Annotated in this window: 17 protein-coding genes; 10 read left to right on the forward strand and 7 right to left on the reverse strand. The window is 75.1% G+C overall.

The genetic code is table 11. From position 1 onward, the window contains the following. The first annotated feature begins 91 nt into the window (after positions 1-91). Positions 92-496 carry a ChaB family protein gene (locus IRY44_RS14990; RefSeq protein ID WP_194801001.1) on the forward strand — a complete coding sequence of 135 codons (405 nt, stop codon included), beginning with the start codon at positions 92-94 and terminating at the stop codon, positions 494-496. Between the two features lie 60 nt (positions 497-556). Here IRY44_RS14990 and IRY44_RS14995 read toward each other — a convergent pair whose 3' ends face one another. Continuing rightward, complete coding sequence (locus IRY44_RS14995) at positions 557-1990, reverse strand: aldehyde dehydrogenase (protein ID WP_194801002.1); 1434 nt, start codon at positions 1988-1990, stop codon at positions 557-559. 72 nt (positions 1991-2062) lie between these two features. On the opposite strand from IRY44_RS14995, the gene IRY44_RS15000 reads away from it, so the two are divergent. Beyond that, positions 2063-3655 carry an NAD(P)/FAD-dependent oxidoreductase gene (locus IRY44_RS15000; RefSeq protein ID WP_194801003.1) on the forward strand — a complete coding sequence of 531 codons (1593 nt, stop codon included), beginning with the start codon at positions 2063-2065 and terminating at the stop codon, positions 3653-3655. 389 nt (positions 3656-4044) lie between these two features. Here the strand turns inward: IRY44_RS15000 and IRY44_RS15005 are convergent, their stop codons facing one another. Both IRY44_RS15005 and IRY44_RS15010 read right to left on the reverse strand, forming a co-directional pair. After that, positions 4045-4812, reverse strand: coding sequence for a polyprenol monophosphomannose synthase (locus tag IRY44_RS15005; protein ID WP_194801004.1), 768 nt, complete (start codon positions 4810-4812; stop codon positions 4045-4047). A 90-nt stretch (positions 4813-4902) separates the two neighbouring features. Next, positions 4903-5349 (reverse strand): SRPBCC family protein, encoded by a 447-nt coding sequence (locus IRY44_RS15010; RefSeq protein WP_194801005.1) that lies wholly within the window; start codon positions 5347-5349, stop codon positions 4903-4905. Between the two features lie 182 nt (positions 5350-5531). On the opposite strand from IRY44_RS15010, the gene IRY44_RS15015 reads away from it, so the two are divergent. The 8 genes from IRY44_RS15015 to IRY44_RS15050 are packed head-to-tail and all read left to right on the forward strand — an operon-like array spanning position 5532 to position 14190. Next, positions 5532-7196, forward strand: a complete 1665-nt coding sequence (locus tag IRY44_RS15015) for an HAD-IIIA family hydrolase (protein WP_194801006.1) — start codon at positions 5532-5534, stop codon at positions 7194-7196. Continuing rightward, positions 7193-8167: a glycosyltransferase gene (locus tag IRY44_RS15020; RefSeq protein WP_194801007.1), complete on the forward strand. Its 975-nt coding sequence runs from the start codon at positions 7193-7195 to the stop codon at positions 8165-8167. The genes IRY44_RS15015 and IRY44_RS15020 overlap by 4 nt, the downstream gene beginning before the upstream one ends. Then, the gene (locus IRY44_RS15025) at positions 8152-9369 is read left to right on the forward strand and encodes a glycosyltransferase (protein ID WP_194801008.1); all 1218 of its coding nucleotides are present in this window, start codon (positions 8152-8154) and stop codon (positions 9367-9369) included. The genes IRY44_RS15020 and IRY44_RS15025 overlap by 16 nt, the downstream gene beginning before the upstream one ends. After that, positions 9369-10061, forward strand: coding sequence for an SIS domain-containing protein (locus IRY44_RS15030; protein WP_194801009.1), 693 nt, complete (start codon positions 9369-9371; stop codon positions 10059-10061). The genes IRY44_RS15025 and IRY44_RS15030 overlap by 1 nt, the downstream gene beginning before the upstream one ends. Next, positions 10058-11548 (forward strand): PfkB family carbohydrate kinase, encoded by a 1491-nt coding sequence (locus IRY44_RS15035; protein ID WP_194801010.1) that lies wholly within the window; start codon positions 10058-10060, stop codon positions 11546-11548. Before IRY44_RS15030 ends, IRY44_RS15035 begins: the two co-directional genes overlap by 4 nt. Next, positions 11545-12261, forward strand: coding sequence for an SDR family oxidoreductase (locus tag IRY44_RS15040; protein ID WP_194801011.1), 717 nt, complete (start codon positions 11545-11547; stop codon positions 12259-12261). Before IRY44_RS15035 ends, IRY44_RS15040 begins: the two co-directional genes overlap by 4 nt. Continuing rightward, positions 12258-13217, forward strand: coding sequence for a glycosyltransferase family 9 protein (locus IRY44_RS15045; RefSeq protein WP_194801012.1), 960 nt, complete (start codon positions 12258-12260; stop codon positions 13215-13217). Before IRY44_RS15040 ends, IRY44_RS15045 begins: the two co-directional genes overlap by 4 nt. After that, entirely contained in the window at positions 13201-14190 is a 990-nt protein-coding gene (locus IRY44_RS15050; RefSeq protein WP_194801013.1) for a DNA topoisomerase IB, read from the forward strand. The genes IRY44_RS15045 and IRY44_RS15050 overlap by 17 nt, the downstream gene beginning before the upstream one ends. 175 nt (positions 14191-14365) lie before the next feature. On the opposite strand, the gene IRY44_RS15055 is transcribed toward IRY44_RS15050, so the two are convergent. The 4 genes from IRY44_RS15055 to IRY44_RS31050 all read right to left on the reverse strand — a co-directional run bounded on the left by IRY44_RS15055 (position 14366) and on the right by IRY44_RS31050 (position 17923). Further along, a complete protein-coding gene (locus IRY44_RS15055) occupies positions 14366-15409 on the reverse strand; it encodes a helix-turn-helix domain-containing protein (protein ID WP_194801014.1) in 1044 nt (347 codons plus the stop codon). Positions 15410-15533: 124 nt separating this feature from the next. Then, the gene (locus IRY44_RS15060; protein ID WP_135239346.1) at positions 15534-16037 is read right to left on the reverse strand and encodes a hypothetical protein; all 504 of its coding nucleotides are present in this window, start codon (positions 16035-16037) and stop codon (positions 15534-15536) included. A 63-nt stretch (positions 16038-16100) separates the two neighbouring features. Further along, a complete protein-coding gene (locus IRY44_RS15065; protein WP_194801015.1) occupies positions 16101-17732 on the reverse strand; it encodes an ATP-dependent DNA helicase RecQ in 1632 nt (543 codons plus the stop codon). Between the two features lie 68 nt (positions 17733-17800). Further along, positions 17801-17923 carry a hypothetical protein gene (locus tag IRY44_RS31050; protein WP_255533053.1) on the reverse strand — a complete coding sequence of 41 codons (123 nt, stop codon included), beginning with the start codon at positions 17921-17923 and terminating at the stop codon, positions 17801-17803. Positions 17924-17927 lie beyond the last annotated feature (4 nt).

A 17927-nucleotide genomic window follows, 5' to 3' on the forward strand; every position in this document is an offset into this window, starting at 1 on the left:
CCGGGGGGAAATCGACAAACCGGGTGCCGGTTTGCCCGCCGGGCGGGAGGGAACCACACCAGACAGCCGATCCCGACTCCAGGAGGACGAGATGCCCGGGCGCGAGGTACTGCCCAGCACGCTGCGGCGCTCCCCGGCGAAGGCGCAGCGGACCTGGGAGAAGACGCACGACTCGGCGGTCGAGACGTACGGCGAGGGGGAGCGGGCGCACCGCACCGCCTTCGCCGCGGTCAAGCACGAGTTCGAGAAGGTGGGCGACCACTGGGAGCCCAAGGGCCGCAAGGGGCCCAGCGACAAGCAGGCCGCAGGCGGCGGCCCGGCCCGGCGCGCGCCGACCGCCGGTGGGGTGGACGCCAACGCCACCAAGGACCACCTCATGGAGGTGGCGAAGAAGCTGGACGTGCGCGGCCGGTCCCGGATGACCAAGCCGGAGCTGGTCAAGGCCATCGAGAAGGCGAACAACAACGCGACCCGCAAGGCCCGCGGGGGTCGCTGACACCTGGGGGTACGCGTCGAGCCCGGGACCGCCTCGGTCCCGGGCTCGTGTCGTGCCGCCTCACCAGTGGCCGCCGCCCGGCGCCTCCAGGTGCACCGCCTTCATGGTGCTGAACTCGTCCAGCAGTTCCGGGCCGTACCCGAAGCCCTGGCCGCTGCCCCGGCGCGGCTGGGCCGCACCGCCGGGTGCCCCGCCGAACACCGAATTGATCTTCACGGTCCCGACCGGCAGCTCCCGCCAGGCGCGCTGGGCGTGGCTCATCGAGCCGGTCAGCACGGTGGCGGCCAGGCCGTACGGGGAGTCGGCGGCGCAGCGCAGCCCCTCGCTGAACGAGTCGACCACCACCACCGGCGCGACCGGCCCGAACGTCTCCTCGCGGACCAACGTCATGTCGTGGCGGCAGCCCTCGATCACCGTCGCCGGGTAGAACGCGCCCGGCCCGTCCGGCAGTACGCCGCCGGCGCGTACCCGGGCGCCGTCGGCGAGCGCGGCGGTCACCTGACCGTGGACGTGGTCCCGGTGCCGCCGGTCGACCAGCGGCGCGAGCTGCGTGCCCGGGTCACGGCCAGGGCCCACTGTGAGCGCCTCGGCGCGCGCCACCAGCGCGTCCAGGAAGCCCTCGGCGACGTCGCGGTGCACGTAGATCCGCTCGACCGCCACACAGATCTGACCGGCGTTGGCGAAGCACCCGAGCGCCGCCTGTCCGGCCGCCCAGACCGGGTCGACGTCCGCGTCCACCACGAGCGGGTCGCTGCCGCCGTTCTCCAGCAGCACCTTCGCCCCGGTACGCGCGCCCGCGGCGGCGATCGCCCGGCCGGTGGCGGTGGAACCGACGTGCGCGATCACGTCCAGTTCCTGCCCGGCCAGCGCGGCGCCCACCTCGCTACCGCCGGTGAGCAGCGACAGCACCCCGGCCGGCAGCGCCGAGTCCAGCGCGCGGGCCAGCAGCCAGCCGGTGGCGGGGGTCCGCTCGCTCGGCTTGTGGACCACCACGTTGCCGGTGACCAGCGCGGCGCCGAGCAGGCCGCAGGACACCGCAACCGGGTCGTTCCACGGGGTGATCACGGCGACGACGCCGCGCGGCTCGGGGGCCATGAAGTCCAGCGCGTCGTGCGCGCCGTGCAGCGTCCGGCCGCCCCGGACGGGGGCCAGTTCGGCGTACTGTCGCAGTGTGCCGACGCCCGCCGCCACCCCGCCCCGCGCGTCTTCGAGCGGCTTGCCCATCTCCGCCGTGGTCGCCTCGGCCAGCTCGCCTGCCGCCGCCTCGACCGCGTCCGCCGCCCGGTGCAGCGCCGCGGCCCGTTCCGCCGGTGCGGTCGCGGCCCACTCCGCCGCCACCCCCCGGGCCGCCTCCACCGCCTTGGCCACCTCGTCGGCCGTCGCGACGGGCGTCCGCGTCACCGGCGACCCGTCCGCCGGATCGTGGACGACCAGCTCGCCGCCCTCGCCGCCGGCGCCCCACACCCCACCAATGAGCTGCGCAACCGTGTACATGCGGCCGTGCTTGCCCCGGCCTGGGCGGGACAAACGCGTTTCGCCCGGTGACCGGCCGGGTAGCCGGATCCGATGACCTCCACCGCAGACGCCGTCGTCATCGGAGCCGGGCACAACGGGCTGGTGGCCGCGAACCTGCTGGTGGACGCCGGCTGGGACGTCGAGGTCCTGGAGGCCACCGAGGCGCCCGGCGGAGCCGTGCGCTCCGCGTACGTCACGGCGCCCGGTTACCTCAGCGACCTCTACAGCTCCTTCTACCCGCTCGGCTACGCCTCCCCGGTACTCGACGGGCTGGACCTGGAACGGCACGGCCTGTCCTGGACGCACGCGCCGGACGTGCTGGCGCACCTGCTCCCGGACGGGCGCGCCGCAGTGGTAAACCGCGACCTGGACGTCACCGCCGCCTCGCTGGAGGCGTTCGCCCCCGGCGACGGGGAGCGCTGGCGGCACGCGTACGCCGACTGGTGCCAGGTGGCCGAGCCGATGTTGCAGACCATCACCACCCCGTTCCCGCCGGTACGCGGCGGGCTGGGCCTGCTGCGGCAACTCCGGGTCGGCGGCGCGCTGCGCCTGGGCCGCCGCCTCGTGCTGCCGGTCCGCAAGCTCGGCGCGGAACTGTTCGAGGGCGAGGGCGGCACGGTGCTGCTGGCCGGCTGCGCCCTGCACACCGACCTGTCCCCGGAGGACGCCGGTTCCGGGGTGTACGGCTGGCTGCTCGCCATGCTCGGCCAGCAGGTGGGCTGGCCGGTGCCGGTCGGCGGCGCCCAGAAGATCACCGACGCGCTCGTCGCGCGGCTGGTCGAGCGGGGCGGGCGGATCACGTACGGCGCCCGGGTCGAGCGGGTGCTCACCGCCCGGGGCCGGGCGATGGGCGTCCGCACCGCCGGCGGCACCGACTGGCGGGCCCGGCGCGCGGTGCTCGCCGACGTGCCCGCCCCGGCGCTCTTCCTCGACCTGGTCGGCGCGGCGGCGCTGCCATCCCGGATGGTGGAGGACCTGGCGCACTTCAAGTGGGACGGCTCCACACTCAAGGTCGACTGGGCGCTGTCCGCGCCGGTGCCGTGGAAGAACCGCGACCTGGCCGGCGCCGGCACCGTGCACCTGGGCGCCGACCTCGACGGGCTCACCACGTACGCGGCCGAGCTGGCCCGCGGCGAGCTGCCACGGGATCCGTTCCTGCTGGTGGGGCAGATGTCGGTGGCCGACCCGAGCCATTCACCGCCCGGCACCGAGTCGCTCTGGTCCTACACGCACCTGCCGTTCCGCCGGGACTGGCGGGCCGAGGAGGTGGCGGGGCACGTGGCGCGGATGGAGGAGGTGCTGGAGGCGGCGGCACCCGGGTTCCGGGCGTCGATCGTCGGGCGGCACGTGGCCGGCCCGGCCGATCTGGAGGCCGCCGAGCCGAGCCTGGTCGGGGGAGCGCTCGGCGGGGGCACCGCCGCGGCGTACCAGCAGTTGTTCCTGCGGCCGATCCCCGGCCTGGGCCGCGCCGACACCCCGGTCGACCGGCTTTACCTGGCCAGCGCCTCCGCCCACCCGGGCGGTGGCGTGCACGGTGCGCCGGGGGCGAACGCGGCACGCGCCGCGCTCGCACGCGACCGGGCGGTCACCGGCGAGGTGTACGCCCGCACGATCGCCGCCGCGCACCGCACCGTCTACCGCTGACCCGCCCGCGCCCCCACCGGCTGCCCCGACGACGGGCGGAGCGATCCCGGAAAACGAGATCGGCAGCCCGCATCCTGGGAGTCGCCGTAGATCTTGGTACGAAAGTGCCCCTATGGGGGCCGTTTCCTACCAAGATCTGCTGGCTGCCCGGGACGAGGCGCGACCGCACCGCCGCCTTTGCTCTGCACCCGCATACGCATCGGTCACGCACCGTGTCCGCGGCGGGCGGCCGGCGAGACGGTGTCCCGGACAGCGCCCCTGCTCAGAGCGCTGCTGCGCCGATGGCTGCAGAGCAAAGGGCCGACGAGGGAATGTGGCGGGACGACCGCGCCCTCACGCGCGGTGACGATGACGCGGCGTGAGGGCGCGGGGAGGCGCGGGAGAGCGGGTCAGGAGTCCAGGTTGCGGTGCCGGCTGCGCAGCTTGAACGGCATCAGCGCACTCTCGATCTTCGTGGCCGTGGTCATCTTCGAGTCGCCGTCGCGGCGTTCCTCGAAACGGATCGGCACCTCGAGGATCGTGTGACCGAGCTTGGTGGCGAGGTAGTGCATCTCCACCTGGAAGCTGTAGCCGTTCGACTGGACCCGGTCCAGCCCGATCGCGCGCAGCGCGTCCGCCCGCCAGATCTTGAAGCCGGCGGTCAGGTCGCGGATGCGGACCCGCAGCAGCGTGTGCACGTACAGGTTCGCCCAGCCGCTGAGCGCGCGCCGGTACAGCGGCCAGTTCTCGTCCAGCTCACCGCCGGGCACGTAACGCGAGCCGATGACCACCGAAGCCTGGGTGGACAGCAGCGCGCCGAGCATGCCGGGCAGCGCCTCCGGCGGGTGCGACAGGTCGGCGTCCATCTGCGCGACGAAGTCCGCACCGTCGTCGAGCGCCCGGCCGATGCCGTCCACGTACGCCCGGCCGAGGCCCTCCTTGCCCGGGCGGTGCACCACCATCACCCGGTCCGGGTGCTCGATGGCCAGCTTGTCGGCGACCTCGCCGGTTCCGTCCGGGGAGTTGTCGTCGGCGACCAGCACCTTCAGCCCCGGCAGCGGCAGCGCGAGCAGGCGCTCGACCAGCACCGGGAGGTTGCCCGCCTCGTTGTAGGTCGGAACGACGACGGTCAGGCGCGCATCCCCCCACGGGGAGGGTAACTGCACGGGTTCGATCATCACGGACATCCTCGGTCAGCCGACAGGTTCACCTGAGAGGGTAGCCAGTCCCTCGCGCGGCGGCCGCACAGACGCCCCGCCGGCGATCGATCACCGCTCCGGCTTCTGCCGCGTCGCGATGTCGGACAGCCGGGCCAGCGTCTCCCGGTTACGAAGATGCAGCACCAGGTCGTTGAGCTTGGTCCGGATCCACCGCAACGGCCCGGCGGCGAAGTCCTCGCCGAGCGTCACCCGGGTCCTGCCGTCGTCGAGCGGCTCGAGCACGAACGCCACGACCGCCTCCCCGGCCGGCCACAGCCCGGCGCGCAGCACCAGCCGGTGCGGCGCCTGGCACTCCAGCACCGTCGACTTGTCCTGGAGCGAGAACGGCCACGGCCCGGCCCGGTGGTGCAGGCGGCTGCCGACGCGCGGCCACGTGTCGTCCACGTCCCGCACGTGCGCGGTGCCCACCACCCAGTCGCTGTACGTCCACCCGTCCGCGAGCACCTCGAAGACCTGCTCCGGGGGCGCGTCGATCACCTTCTCCACAACCGCCATCACCGAGCGGTACCCCCGCGCGGGCGGTCGCTAACGGCGATCCGGGTTAGCTTCTCCGGGGCGGCGGGTATCGCCGGACCGGGCCGGTCGTGGCAGGTGCGCACCCGGCAGTGCGGCACCGGCGGGGCGGCCTGGCGCCGACGCCGACGTTTACTCCTCGGGGCCTCGGGAACCCGCCGCCCGTGCGACGGGACCAGGAGCGGGATCAGTGCAGGTCAGCCCGGTTTGACCCGGGTACTGACCGCTTCCCGTCCGGCCTGTACGACGCGGTCCTGCTGGACCGGGACGGCACGCTGGTGGAGGACGTGCCGTACAACGGCGACCCGGAGAAGGTACGGCCGGTGCCCGGCGCCCGGGAGGCGCTGGACCGGTTGCGGGCGGCCGGGCTGCGGCTGGCGGTGGTCACCAACCAGTCCGGCCTGGCCCGGGGGTACTTCACCGCGCACGACCTGCGCCTGGTCAACGCCAGGGTGGAGGAGCTGCTCGGGCCCTTCGACCACTGGGTGATCTGCCCGCACGCGGAGGCCGACGGGTGCGCCTGCCGCAAGCCCGCGCCCGGCCTCGTCCACGAGGCGGCCCGAGCGCTCGGCACCACCCCTACCCGGTGCGTGCTGATCGGGGACATCGGCGCGGACACGGCAGCCGCCGCGGCTGCGGGCGCCGCCGCGATCATGGTGCCCACGCCGGCGACCCGGGCCGCCGAGGTCGCCGCCGCGCCCACAGTCGCCGCGGACCTGCCGGACGCGGTGGGCATCGTGCTGGCCCGGATGCGCCTGACGGCCGCGCCGCACCCCGCGCGCCGGTCGCGTCGCGGGACGGTGCTGGTGGTCCGCAGCGACGCGGCGGGCGATGTGCTGGTGACCGGGCCGGGCATCCGGGCGGTAGCGGCCGGAGCGCAGCGGGTGGTGCTGCTGTGCGGGCCACGTGGCCGGGCCGCCGCCGACCTGCTTCCCGGCGTGGACGAGATCATCGAGGCGCCGCTGCCGTGGATCGACGCGCCCGCCCCGCCCGTCGACCCCGGCGCCGTGCGCGCGCTCACCGACCGGTTGTCGGAGGTACGCGCCGACGAGGCCGTCGTGTTCACCTCCTTCCACCAGTCCGCCCTGCCCCTCGCGCTGCTGCTGCGCCTGGCCGGGATACCGCGGATCAGCGCGATCAGCGACGACTACCCGGGCAGCCTGCTCGACGTCCGCCACCGCGTTCCGGCAGGCGTACCCGAACCGGAACGTGCCCTGTCACTCGCGGCCGCCGCCGGCTTCGCGCTGCCCGGCCACGACGAACCGGCGCTGCGCATCCGCACCGACCGGCTTCCGCCGCCCGCGGCGGACGCCGGCGAACCCGGCTACGTGGTCCTGCACCCCGGCTCGTCGGTGGAGACCCGCGCCTGCCCGGAGGAGCTGGCCACCCGCGTGGTCCGCGTGCTAGGCGCGGCCGGCTACCGGGTCGTGGTCACCGGCGGACCCGACGAGCGGGAGCTGACCGCGCGCGTGGCCGCCGCGGGCGGCGTGGACCTGGGCGGGCGGACCGGGCTGGACGACCTGGCGGCGGTGATCGCCGGCGCCGGGGCGCTGGTGGTGGGCAACACCGGTCCGGCGCACCTGGCCGCCGCGCTCGGCGTGCCGGTGGTGAGCCTGTTCGCCCCGACGGTGCCGTTCGGGCAGTGGGGGCCGTACCGGGTGCCGACGGTGCGCCTCGGCGACGCGGGGGCGGCGTGCCGGGACACCCGCGCGACCGTCTGCCCGGTGCCCGGTCACCCGTGCCTGTCGGCTGTCGAGCCGGGACGGGTGCTGGAGGCATTGCGGCTGCTGCGCGTGCCGGCGCCGGTGGCGGGCGGGGTGGCCGGATGAACATCCTGCTGTGGCACGTCCACGGGTCGTGGACGACCTCCTTCGTGCACGGCAAGCACCGCTACCTGGTGCCGGTCACCCCTGATCGGGGGCCGTACGGGCTGGGCCGGGCGCGCACCTACCCGTGGCCGGACAGCGCCGTCGAGGTCACCCCCGACCAGCTGCGCGACACCGACGTCGACCTGGTGATCCTGCAACGCCCCGAGGAACTCGACCTGGCCGCCGAGTGGCTCGGCCGCCGGCCGGGCCGGGACGTGCCGGCCATCTACGTCGAGCACAACACGCCGAAAGGCGACGTGCCGAACACGCGGCACCCGATGGCCGACCGCGACGACCTGCTGCTCACCCACGTCACCGCGTTCAACGAGCTGTTCTGGGACAACGGCGGCACCCGCACCACTGTCGTCGACCACGGCGTCGTACCACCGAACGTCGAGTGGACCGGGGAACTCGACCGCCTCGCCGTGGTCATCAACGAGCCGGTACGCCGCTGGCGGGTCACCGGCACCGACCTGCTCGCCCGGTTCGCCGCGCTGGCGCCGCTGGACGTCTACGGAATGAAGGTGGACGGTCTGGCCGCCCACCTCGGCCTGCCCGAGGACCGGCTGACCAGCCACGACGACGTACCCCAGCACGCCATGCACGCCGAACTCGCCAAACGGCGCGCGTACCTGCACCTGTGCCGCTGGACCTCACTCGGCCTCAGCCTCATCGAGGCCATGACCCTGGGCATGCCCGTGGTGGCACTCGCCACCACCGAGGCGGTGGAGGCGGTGCCACCGGCCGCGGGCGCGCTGTCCACCCGCGTCGACACGCTCGTCGACGCCGCCCGTGGCCTGCTGGACGACCGGGAGTCCGCCCGCCGGGCGGGCGCCGTGGCCCGGGCCGCCGCCCGGGACCGCTACGGCCTGGAGCGATTCCTCGCCGACTGGGACCGGCTGCTGGAGGAGGAAGTATGCGCATCGCGATGATCTCGGAGCATGCCAGCCCGCTCGCCGTCCTCGGCGGGGAGGACGCCGGTGGCCAGAACACGCATGTCGCGGAGCTCTCCGCCGCGCTCGCGGCCGCCGGTCACGACGTGCGCGTCTACACCAGGCTCGACGCGGTGGACCTGCCGGTGAGCGTCCGCACCCCGGACGGGTACGAGGTGGTGCACGTACCGGCCGGGCCGGCCGAACCGGTGGCCAAGGACGACCTGCTGCCGTACATGCCGTCGTTCGGGCAGTGGCTGGCCGACCGGTGGCGCACCGCCGACTGGCAGCCCGAGGTGGTGCACGCGCACTTCTGGATGAGCGGGCTCGCGGGTCTCGCCGCGGCCCGCCGCGCCGGGGTGCCGGTGGTGCAGACGTACCACGCGCTCGGCACCGTCAAGCGCCGCCACCAGGGCGTGCAGGACACCAGCCCGCCGGGGCGGGTCGAGCACGAGCGGAAGCTGGGCCGCTCGGTGGACCGGGTGGTCGCCCAGTGCCAGGACGAGGTCGCCGAACTGGTCCGGATGGGCGTGCCCCGGTCCCGGATGACAGTGGTGCCGTCGGGGGTGAACCTCACGACGTTCTCCCCGCTCGGCCCGGTCGCCGACCGCGACGGCGGCCGGGCCCGCATCCTCACCGTCGGCCGGCTGGTCGAACGCAAGGGTTTCCAGGACGTCATCCGGGCCGTGGCCGAGGTGCCGGACGCCGAGTGCGTCGTCGTGGGCGGGCCGCCGGCCGGACTGCTGGAGACCGACCCGTACGCGTTGCGGCTGCGCGCGCTGGCCCACTCGCTCGGCGTCGCCGACCGGGTACGGCTGGTCGGCGCCGTCCCCCGGGAGGAGATGGGTCGCTGGTACCGGTCGGCCGACGTGCTCGTGGCCGCACCCTGGTACGAGCCGTTCGGACTCACCCCGCTGGAGGCGATGGCCTGCGGCGTACCGGTGGTCGCGACCGCCGTCGGCGGGCTGATCGACACGGTGGTGGCCGGACGTACCGGCGACCTGGTGCCGCCCCGGGAGCCGGCCGCCCTCGGCGCGGCGCTCCGGGGCCTGCTCGGCGACCGGATCCGCCGCTTCGCCTACGCCACCGCCGCGTTGGATCGGGCCCGCACCCGCTACTCCTGGGCCACCACCGCGGACCGGCTCACCGAGCTGTACGGCGAGGTGGCCACCGTGCGCCGCCCGACCCGGGTGGTCGCCTGATGAGGGCCGGGACGCCGGCCGCCGGCGCGACCGTGCTGGAGGATCACCTGAGCCTGCTGGCCGCCGCGCTGCTGCCGCTGCGGGAGGCGGAACAGATGCTGGCCCGCTGGGGTGAGGAACTGGCGCAGCGGCTCGCCGCCGGTGGCCGCCTGCTGGTGGCCGGTAACGGCGGCAGCGCCGCCGAAGCCCAGCACCTCACCGCCGAACTCGTCGGCAAACTCCGCCACGACCGCCAACCCCTGTCCGCGATCGCCCTGCACGCCGAGACCAGCGCCGTCACCGCGATCGCCAACGACTACGGATACGACGAGACCTTCGCCCGGCAGGTCCGTGCCCACGGCCGACCTCACGACATCCTCCTGCTCCTCACCACCAGCGGCACCAGCACCAACCTCCTCACCGCCGCCCACGCCGCCCACCACACCGGCATGCGCTGCTGGGCCTTCACCGGACCCGCACCCAACCCCCTCGCCGACCTCTGCCACGAGCACCTGGCGATCGACTCGCCGGACGGGCAGGTCGTGCAGGAACTGCACCTGGTGGCCTCGCACGTGCTCTGCGAGTACGTCGAACTGGCGCTGCCCGCCGCGCTCGCCGCCCAGCCCGCGGCCGGGCCGGTACGCGCCGGCGTCGAGGTCGTCGTCGGCGAGCCGGACCCGGCGGCGCCGGCCGGGCGGGGAGGACCGGCATGAGGGGCCCGGTGGTGGTGCTCGGTGACACGCTGCTGGACCGCGACGTCGAAGGTCTGGTGAACCGGCTCTGCCCGGACTCCCCGGTGCCGGTGCTCGACGAGACCGTCTCCGCCGACCGGCCCGGCGGCGCCGGGCTGGCCGCCGTCTTCGCCGCCGCGCAGGGCGCCGAGGTCGCGCTGGTCACCGCCGTCGCCGACGACGCGGGCGGGGCCCGGCTGGGCACGCTGCTCGCCGCCGCCGGGGTCCGGCTGTACGCGCTTCCGCTGGCCGGCGCCACCCCGGAGAAGATCCGGCTGCGGGCGCGCGGCCGGGTGCTGCTGCGCCACGACCGGGGCGGGAGCGCCGGTACCCCGGGTCAGCCCAGCGATGCCGTGCTGCGGCTGATCGCCGACGCGTCCGCCGTGCTGGTCAGCGACTACGGCCGGGGCGTGGCGGCTCATCCGGCGCTGCGCGCCGCGCTCACCGCCACCCGGGCACCGGTGGTCTGGGATCCGCATCCGCGCGGACCGGCCGCCGTACCCGGTGTGCACCTGGCGACCCCGAACGAGCCGGAGGCCCGCGAGCTGGCGAAGACGCCGCCGGGCGGCTCCCGCCTGGCCGTCGCGTCCCGCAGCGCGCACGCGTTGCGCCGCCGCTGGCAGGCGCGCGCGGTCGCGGTGACGCTCGGCGGGGACGGCGCGCTGCTCAGCCACGCCGGGTCCACGCCCCTTGTGGTGCCGGCGCCGCCCGCCGAGGGGGACACCTGCGGGGCGGGCGACCGGTTCGCGTCCACCGCGACCCTCGCCCTGGCCCGTGGGGCGCTGGTGTCCGAGGCGGTGCAGGAGGCGGTCACCGAGGCGTCCGCGTACGTGGCCGGCGGCGGTGTCGCGGCCGCGCTGCCCGCGCCGGTGCGCGCGGTGGCCCCGGAAGTGGTCACCGGAGGCGGGGACCGGATCGGCGCCGGGGCGGCCGGCGAGGTGGTGGCCCGGGTCCGCGCGGCCGGCGGCACCGTGGTCGCCACCGGCGGCTGCTTCGACCTGCTGCACGCCGGGCACGTGGCGACGCTCCAGGCGGCCCGGCAACTCGGCGACTGCCTGGTGGTCTGCCTCAACTCCGACGCCAGCGTCGCCGGGCTCAAGGGCCCGGAACGCCCGGTCGTGCCGCAGGGCGACCGGGGACGGCTGCTCGCCGCGCTCGGCTGCGTCGACGCGGTGCTGATCTTCGACGAGCCGACCCCGGAGGCGGCGCTGTCCTGGCTGCGCCCGGACATCTGGGTCAAGGGTGGCGACTACGCCAGCGGTGGCGGCCCGGAGACGCTGCCCGAGACGGAGATCCTGGCCCGCTGGGGCGGCCACACGGTGGTCGTGCCGTACCTCGACGGGCGCTCGACCACCGACATGATCGCGGCGGCGCGGGCCGGGCGGGGCAGCGGCGGCTGGCCGGCCCCGTCGGTCGACCCGGCCGAGGCCGTCGCGCAGGTCCGGTCCACGGCGAAGGGAGCACGATGAACGAGCGACGCATCCGACCCGGCGCGCCCGGAGCCGGGCCGACCGTCCTGGTCACCGGCGGCTCCAGCGGGCTCGGCGCGGCGGTGGTCGCCGCGGTGGCCCGCGCCGGTGGACGCCCGCTGGTGCTGGACCGGCAGCGCCCCGCCGACGGGGTGCCGTGGGTCGAGTGCGACCTGGCCGACACCCGCGCCGCCGAGGCCGGCACCCGCGATCTCGCGGAACGCTCCGGCGGGCTGGACGCCGTGGTCACCGCCGCCGGGATGGACGTGCCCGGGAAGCTCGCCGACATCCCGGCGGAGACCTGGGAGCGGATCGTCACCGTCGACCTGCTCGCCACGGCCGCGGTGATCCGGGCCGCGCTGCCGTGGCTGGAGGCGTCCCGGGGCAGCATCGTCACAGTCGCCTCCACGCTCGGCGTGAAGGCGGTCAGTGACGCGACGGCGTACTGCGCGGCGAAGTTCGGGGTGGTCGGGTTCACCCGGGCGCTCGCCGCCGAACTCGCCGGAGCGGTCGGCGTGACGCTGCTGATCCCGGGCGGGATGCGGACCGCGTTCTTCGACGAGCGGGACGCGCAGTACCGCCCCGGCCCGGACGCGGTGCTCAACGAGCCCGCCGACACCGCCGCCGCGGTCATGTTCGCGCTGTCCCAGCCGGCCGGCTGCGCGGTACGCGAGATGGTGGTCTGTGCCGCGCAGGAGTCCTCGTACCCGTGATCCTGGTGCTGCGCGCGCTCGGGGTCGGTGACCTGGCGACCGCCGTGCCGGCGCTGCGCGGCCTGCGCGCCGGCCTGCCGGGCCGGGAGCTGGTGCTCGCCGCGCCGGCCTGGCTGGCGCCGCTGGCGGAGCTGACCGGGGCGGTCGACCGGGTGCTGCCCACCACCGGGCCGGACCGGATCGGGTGGACGGGGCCGCCGCCGGAGGTGGCGGTCAACCTGCACGGCCGGGGACCGCAGTCGCACCGGGCGCTGGCCGCCGTCCGCCCCGGGCGCGTGCTGGCCTACCGCAACCCGGGCGCCGGGCACCCGGACGGCCCGGCCTGGGACGACGACGAGCACGAGGTCCGCCGCTGGTGCCGGCTGCTGCACGCGTACGGGCTGCCGGCCGACCCGGGGGACCTGGCGCTGCGGCGTCCGGCGGCGGCCGGCGTACCGGCCGGGGTGACGCTGCTGCACCCGGGCGGCAAGATCCCGGCGAAGCGCTGGCCGGCGCACCGGTTCGCCGGGCTGGCCCGGGAGCTGGCCGCGCGCGGGCACCGGGTGGCGGTGACCGGTTCGCCGGACGAGCGGGCGCTGGCCGAGCGGGTCGCCCGCGACGCCGGGCTGCCGCCGCGGGCGGTGCTGGCCGGCCGGACCGGGCTGGCCGAGATGGCCGCGCTCGTCGCGGGCGCGCGGCTGGTGGTCAGCGGGGACACCGGCGTGGCGCACCTCGCCACCGGCTACGGCACCGCCTCGGTGGTGCTGTTCGGTCCGGTGCCGGCGGCACACTGGGGCCCACCGCCGGACCGGCCCCGGCACCGGGCGCTGGGTGCGATCGAGCCCACGCCCGTCAACTCGGATTCGACCGGGTCGGGCGGGGTAGGAACCCATCCGACATTGGATGCCATCGGGATCGACGAGGTGGTGGCTGCGGTGGCCGACGTGGAACGGGTCTCCGGTGCGGTTGCGGCGTAGCGATCCGGGCCGGCCGGGGTACGCGCGCCGGCGCCGCGGCAAGGGCTGGCTGTTCCTCGACCCGGCCGGCGAGCCGGTACGCGACGCCGGGGAGCTGACCCGGCTGCGTGAGCTGGTCATCCCGCCCGCATGGCAGGACGTGTGGATCTCGCCGTACCCGAACGGCCACATCCAGGCCACCGGCATCGACGCGGCGGGCCGTAAGCAGTACCTCTACCACCCGGGCTGGCGGCGCAAGCGCGACGAGGCCAAGTTCGACCACGTGCTGGAGGTGGCGCACCGGCTGCCCGCACTGCGCGACCGGGTCACGCACGACCTGGCGCTGCGCGGCCTGCGCCGGGAACGGGTGCTCGCCACCGTCGCCCGGCTGCTCGACATGGGCGCGTTCCGGGTCGGCAGCGACCAGTACGCCACCGGCGACGACCCGACGTTCGGGGTGGCCACCCTGCGCCCCGAGCACGCCCGTTCCCGGGGCGGCTGCGTGGTCTTCGAGTTCCCGGCCAAGGGCGGCATCGACCAGGTCCGCCGGATCGAGGACGCCGAGCTGTGCCGGGTGCTGTTCGACCTGCGCCGTCGCCGGCGTGCCCAGGAGCGGCTGTTCGGCTACTGGGACGGCCGCTCCTGGCGTGACGTGCGCAGCGACGAGGTCAACGACTACCTGCGCGACGCCAGCGGCGGCGAGATGACCGCGAAGGATTTCCGTACCTGGCACGCGACGGTGCTGGCCGCCGCCGAACTGGCCACAGTGGGCCCGCAGCGGTCCGCCACCGCCCGCAAACGTGCGGTGGCGGGGGTGATGCGTTCGGTGGCCGAACTGCTCGGCAACACCCCGACGGTGGCCCGCACCTCGTATGTGGACCCGCGCGTGGTCGATCTCTACCACGACGGGGTGCTGGCGCCGGTGCAGCCGGAGATGCCGCGCGAGGCGGTGGAGAAGTCGGTGCTGGCGCTGCTGGAGGAGGAGGCCGGCTGACCGCCGACCGGCCCCGCCGGTCCTGGGGGGAAGCGCGACGGGGCCGGAAATCTCGGCCGCCGGTGCGGTCCCGGGGAGCCATCACCGGGCGGGGCCGCCCGCGGCCGGGACCGCCGCGGGCGCCACGCCCGGCCCCCCGATATCCGTGGGCTCACCGCGAGCGGTAGCCCGAGTTTCAGTATGTACGGGACAGGTTGACGGCGGATGCCTCGCTGTTGACGATCCGTGCCGGTTCCAGGTGACGAGCCCGGTACGCCTGGGGTGTCTCACCCTGCGCGGCCCGGAAGACCCGGCTGAAGTGCGCCTTGTCGCGGAAGCCCCAGCGGGCGGCGATGACCTGGATCGAGCGGTCGCTCAGCGCCGGGTCGGCGAGGTCGCGGCGGCACCGGGCCAGTCGCTCGTCCCTGATGTACGCGGCCACAGTGGTCTCCTCGTCCTCGAAGAGCCGGTGCAGCGAGCGCACCGAGATGTGGTGCGCGTCGGCGATCGCGCCCGGGTCCAGCGAGGCGTCACCGAGATGCTGGCGCACGTATGCGCGCACCTGGGCCCGGAGGGCGCGACGCCGGACCTCGGTGGGCACCTCGTCCTCGGAGACCAGGTTGCGGCCGAGCAGCGTGGCGATCAGGTCGAGCCCGACGGCGCCGAGCCGCTCCGCGTCGGCCGCGTGGTACTGCTCGGGCTGGGCGGTGATCCGGATGAGGAAGTCGGCGACCAGCCCGCCGACGCCCTCGGAGCCGGACATCCGGCCGGCGAACAGGGGAGCGAGCCGGCGTGGCGGCAACGGCAGCGCGTCGTACGGCATCAGGGCCACGATCGAGCGCGCGTAGTCGAGCCCGGCGGGGTCGGCGTGGTGACTGAGTTCGTGCGGCCGGGAGCAGTCGTAGAAGGTGAGGTCGCCGGGGCGGCACCGGGCGCGCCGCCCCTCCTGGTCGGCCTGGCTGGCGCCGCTGACGGTCAGCGCGAGCATGTAGTAGTCGGGGTCGGAGCGCTGGATCAGTTTCGCGGTGCGCACGCAGTCCACCGACGGGTAGCGGTGGCGGATGAGCTGCATCGGGCCCAGGTCGATGAACTCCGCGCGCGCGACGAAGTCGTCGGCGTGCGCGCTGCGCACGCGCAGCGGCGTCGGGGTCCTCGCCATCGTGTCCAGCCACATGCCGAAGCGCTCCGGCGGCGGCAGCGCCGCCGTGTCGAGGACCTGACGTTGCAGCTTCCCGTCCATCAACGACCCCCCGTGGCTCGTCACTCCTCCTCTAAGCAGGACGCCCCACGGGGTCGAAAAGCGACACCCGTGGGGCGTGACGTCCGTCATTGACGGATTTGGAAACCTTCTGTTAGGAGTCCGTTCAGTCGTTCAGCACCTGGGACAGCCGGTCCCGGAAACGACGCTCGGAATCGGTCACCGCGTCGCCGCCCAGACCCAGGATGCCGCCGGTGGAGGCCGCGCCCACCACCTGCTCGGCGATCTCCACCAGCCAGTGCCGGTACGCCCCGGCCTGCCCCTCGTCCACCCGCGCGGTGAGCAGCGCGGACGCCTGCCCGGCCCGGGCCAGCACGTCCTCGATCATCGCCTTCGGGTCCTGCGGCGTGATCACCGGCAGTTCCGCGCCGGTCTCCGGGTCGCCCACCCGGTCGACGACCTCACCGGCCACCGCGGCGACCAGCGGACTGGCCGACTCGCGGCCGGCCGCGATGGTCTCCAGCCCGGCGGCGTTCTCCGCCATGGTGCGGCGGGTGCCGTCGGACTCGGCGGCGGCCGCCGCGGTGAGGACCGACTGCGGCAGCCCCACCAGCAGCCCCCACTCCTCGTCGGAGACGCCGAACCGGGTGTACGCCGGCTGCTCGATCACGATCAGGCCCCTTTCGCCGTGGTCGTCGTTGTCGACGGGCGCCCCCGTGGCGCCCGGGTCAGGCTAGTCCAGCTCCAGCAGGCCCTGTTCGGACACCACGCGCACGGACAGCGTCTTGTAGCCCACCTCGTCGAAGAGCACCGTCATCCGGTCCTCCTCGTAGCTGAGCACCAGGCCGGCGCCCCACTCCGGGTGGCGTACCTGGCTGTGTACCGGGAACGGCCCGACCGCGCCGTCACCGGCGACGCTGGTGCCCGCGTGGCAGTTGTCGCAGTGCCCGCAGACCTCGGTCATCTGCTCACCGAAGTACGCCAGCAGGGCCTGGCCCCGGCAGCCGGTGGTCTCGGCGAACGCGCGCATCATGTCGGTGCGCGACCGGGTCACCGTCTGCTGCCGTTCCGCCTCGGCCAGCGCGGCCCGGCCGGACTCGGCGGCCGCCGGGGCGTACCGGGGTGCGCCGATGCGCTGCCCGGCGCGTGGCTCGGCGGCGCCGACCTGCTCCAGCAGGGAGAGGTACTGCCCCATCTTGCGCGGACCGAGGCCGGTCAGCTCGCGCAGCTCCTTGCGGTTACGGGCCTTGCCGCGCAGCAGCGCGGCGAGTTCGGTCAGTTCCTTTTCGTCCGGCAGGCCGCCGCTGAAGTAGCGCTGGAGGCCGACGTCCTCGGAGCGCCACAGCAGCAGTACCCGGGCCGGCGAGCCGTCGCGACCGGCCCGGCCGATCTCCTGGAAGTAGCTGTCCGGCGAGTCGGGCAGCGCCATGTGCACCACCCAGGCGATGTTCGGCTTGTCGATGCCCATGCCGAACGCCGACGTGGCCACCATGATCGGCACCCGGTCGGCGAGGAACGCCTCGTGCAGCTCGTGCCGGGCCGCGGTGGGCATGCCACCGTGGTAGAACTCGGCCGGGAAACCGGCGCCGGTGAGCCGCTCGGCCAGCTCCTCGGCCGCCCGCCGGGTCGGCACGTAGATGATGCCGGGCCGCTCGTCGTCGCGCAGCAGCGCGACCAGTCGCCGCCACCGGTAGTCGTCGGTCGGGCAGTGGGCCACCTCCAGGAAGAGGTTGGGCCGGTCCAGCCCGGAGACCACCACCTCCGGCTCGCGCAGTCGCAGCCGGGCGATGATGTCGTCGCGTACCGGCGGGGAGGCGGTAGCGGTGAGCGCCACCACCGGCGGTCGGCCCAGGCCGTCGATCAGGTGACCGAGCGCCAGGTAGTCCGGCCGGAAGTCGTGGCCCCACGCGGAGATGCAGTGCGCCTCGTCGATCGCCACCAGCGCCGGCTTCAGCTCGCGGACCTCGGCGAGCCGGTCCGGGTTGCTCAGCGCCTCCGGCGTGATGAACAGGAACTCCGCGCGCCCGGCCCGGATGTCCTCGATCGCCTCGGCCTGCTGGGCGGCGCTCTCGTCCGAGCTTATCCGTACCGCGCGCAGCTCCGGGCGCTGCCGTTCGTTGAGCGCGGCGATCTGGTCCTGCTGCAACGCCAGCAGCGGGGAGATCACCACCGTCGGGCCGGGGATCAGGCTCGCCGGGATCTGGTAGATCGCCGACTTGCCGGCGCCGGTGGGCAGCACCACGAGGGCGTCGCGGCGCTTCATCACGGCGCGCATGGCGGCGAGCTGGTTGGGCCGCAGCGCGGTCCAGCCGAACAGGTTCCGCGCCGCCCGGCGCAGGCTGGAGGAGTGCGTGGTCAGTTTCATCAAGCGCCTCAGCTACCCCCGGCGATCCCGCGCGAAACCGGCACCGCCGCTCACCGCCGGGGCGCGGATCAGCGGCGGAACATGGCCCGGATCGCGATCAGCAGGAAGAGGCCGCCGACCACCAGGCCGAGCAGGCGTACGCCGGGGATGTCGGCGGCGCTGGTGGCGTCGGCGAGCGGCTGAACGGACATGTGG

It is taken from the genome of Micromonospora sp. ANENR4 (genome assembly GCF_015354395.1).
GTDB classification, from domain to species: Bacteria; Actinomycetota; Actinomycetes; order Mycobacteriales; family Micromonosporaceae; genus Micromonospora; species Micromonospora aurantiaca.

Excerpts from the sequence above, each read along its gene's own strand:
- IRY44_RS14990 (WP_194801001.1), top strand. The coding sequence starts at position 92 with ATGCCCGGGCGCGAGGTACTGCCCAGCACGCTGCGGCGCTCCCCGGCG.
- IRY44_RS14995 (WP_194801002.1), bottom strand. The coding sequence starts at position 1,990 with ATGTACACGGTTGCGCAGCTCATTGGTGGGGTGTGGGGCGCCGGCGGC.
- IRY44_RS15000 (WP_194801003.1), top strand. The coding sequence starts at position 2,063 with ATGACCTCCACCGCAGACGCCGTCGTCATCGGAGCCGGGCACAACGGG.
- IRY44_RS15005 (WP_194801004.1), bottom strand. The coding sequence starts at position 4,812 with ATGATCGAACCCGTGCAGTTACCCTCCCCGTGGGGGGATGCGCGCCTG.
- IRY44_RS15010 (WP_194801005.1), bottom strand. The coding sequence starts at position 5,349 with ATGGCGGTTGTGGAGAAGGTGATCGACGCGCCCCCGGAGCAGGTCTTC.
- IRY44_RS15020 (WP_194801007.1), top strand. The coding sequence starts at position 7,193 with ATGAACATCCTGCTGTGGCACGTCCACGGGTCGTGGACGACCTCCTTC.
- IRY44_RS15025 (WP_194801008.1), top strand. The coding sequence starts at position 8,152 with ATGCGCATCGCGATGATCTCGGAGCATGCCAGCCCGCTCGCCGTCCTC.
- IRY44_RS15030 (WP_194801009.1), top strand. The coding sequence starts at position 9,369 with ATGAGGGCCGGGACGCCGGCCGCCGGCGCGACCGTGCTGGAGGATCAC.
- IRY44_RS15035 (WP_194801010.1), top strand. The coding sequence starts at position 10,058 with ATGAGGGGCCCGGTGGTGGTGCTCGGTGACACGCTGCTGGACCGCGAC.
- IRY44_RS15040 (WP_194801011.1), top strand. The coding sequence starts at position 11,545 with ATGAACGAGCGACGCATCCGACCCGGCGCGCCCGGAGCCGGGCCGACC.
- IRY44_RS15055 (WP_194801014.1), bottom strand. The coding sequence starts at position 15,409 with ATGGACGGGAAGCTGCAACGTCAGGTCCTCGACACGGCGGCGCTGCCG.
- IRY44_RS15065 (WP_194801015.1), bottom strand. The coding sequence starts at position 17,732 with ATGAAACTGACCACGCACTCCTCCAGCCTGCGCCGGGCGGCGCGGAAC.
- IRY44_RS31050 (WP_255533053.1), bottom strand. The coding sequence starts at position 17,923 with ATGTCCGTTCAGCCGCTCGCCGACGCCACCAGCGCCGCCGACATCCCC.